1 protein-coding gene is annotated in these 1,669 nt (G+C 28.4%); it reads right to left on the bottom strand.

All coding sequences use genetic code 11. From position 1 onward, the window contains the following. Window positions 1–1,641: discoidin domain-containing protein (locus tag ACLR9T_RS14530; protein ID WP_413110164.1), on the bottom strand; the 1,641-nt coding region annotated here is incomplete at its 3' end. Between the last annotated feature and the right edge of the window lie 28 nt (window positions 1,642–1,669).

Raw genomic sequence — 1,669 nt, forward strand, 5'->3', positions numbered from 1 at the left:
ATATACATTAAATCCGCTTATATTACAACTATCATTAAATATAGTTAAACGAACTTTATTTGTTAAAACGGCATCAAACTCTCCTACATATTTACTACTATTATCTAAATTATTACTTTCATCACTTAAAACTTCCCAATTATTATCACTTGATAAATATTCCACTTTATATTGAAGTGCTTCATCACTTAACTTATATAATTCATAAGCATAAATATCAACTAATTTGTCAAATTCAAAAATAAGTTCTTTTTCTTCATTTGAATTAAATTCAACACTAGTAGCATTATCATTATCAATTAAAGCTGATTTTTGTTCATCAGTTAAAGACATATTTCCACTAACTTTACTATCATTAGTAATTGTTTCTGGTTTAGCGAAAACTTCTATTTCAGTCATTGCTGGTGAAGCTAAATAAAATTCACCACCAGGAGCTCTTCCCTCAATAACTACATTAACCTTAGCACCATTTACTTTAGCATCAATAGTATATGATGCATCTAAATCATCAACATTATCTGTTTTATCCAAAATTACTGTTTTATTTCCAGCTAAGTCTTCTACTTCAACTTTAAACTTAAATCTAATTCCTGGTTTTTCAAAATAAATCTTTACTTCTTCAATAAACTGTTCACTACCTAAATCAACTTGGAAAGTAGTAGGGAAATCATCAGGTCCTACATTTTCTAAACCAATAGTTGATCCATCAGTTAATTTACTACTATCATATGAATTTTGATTAATTACATGCCCTGGTTTTCCATAAGCAATATTTTGATATTCAAATTCAATTTCAGTTTCTTGTAATAATTTAATTTCAGCTAAAGCTGGCCATGCTAAATAGAATTCTCCTCCTGGTGCTCTTGCCATTAAATTAACATATACTTTCTGTACTTTTTGATTTACTGGTAATCTATACATTCCTGCTAAATCTTCAGTATTATCACTTTTATCTTGAAGTGTTGTTTTGTTTCCATTACCATCTTCAATTACAACATCATATTGATATCTTAATCCAGGTTTTTCAAAATATAATTCTAGAACATCTACATATTCTTCTTTACCTAAATCCAATGTTAATAATGCTGGATACTTATCTCCATTTCTTACCCACAATGTACTAGGATCGTCATCTGTAATTTTTGTAGTTGTTCCCTCTGGAGTAGTTACTGGTGCACCTACTGCAATATTTTTATAATTTGGTTGTTTTTCAACTTTACCATAAATTGCAAGTTCAGCAACTTCAGGAATAATTGAAGTATCAGTAGTATTAAATGTAAATCTTACTTTACTTGCAATCCCTTTATAATCTATTAATGTTTGACTTGTTATTTCTCCATCATCATTTTGAGCAACAACATTCCATTGATTTTCACTAAAAACTTCTACTTTATATGTATATGGAAAACCACCTGCTATTTGTTTTAATGATATTTCCATTCCATCAATACTTGATTCAGCTTCTAAATCCACTGTTAAATCAAAACTAGAAACATTGCTTTCACCTATCCAAGTAGTTTCTTTATTACCATCTGTTAAATTATCTGTTGGATTAGTAGGTACATTATTTATTGATGCACTAACTTTTTTTCCTAATGCAATATTTTCCTTTTCTTCAACATTTCCCACTAAATTTTCCAAGCTTGATATTGAATATTCATTATAAGCT

Source organism: Thomasclavelia sp., from assembly GCF_047249845.1.
Classification (GTDB): domain Bacteria; phylum Bacillota_I; class Bacilli_A; order Erysipelotrichales; family Coprobacillaceae; genus Thomasclavelia.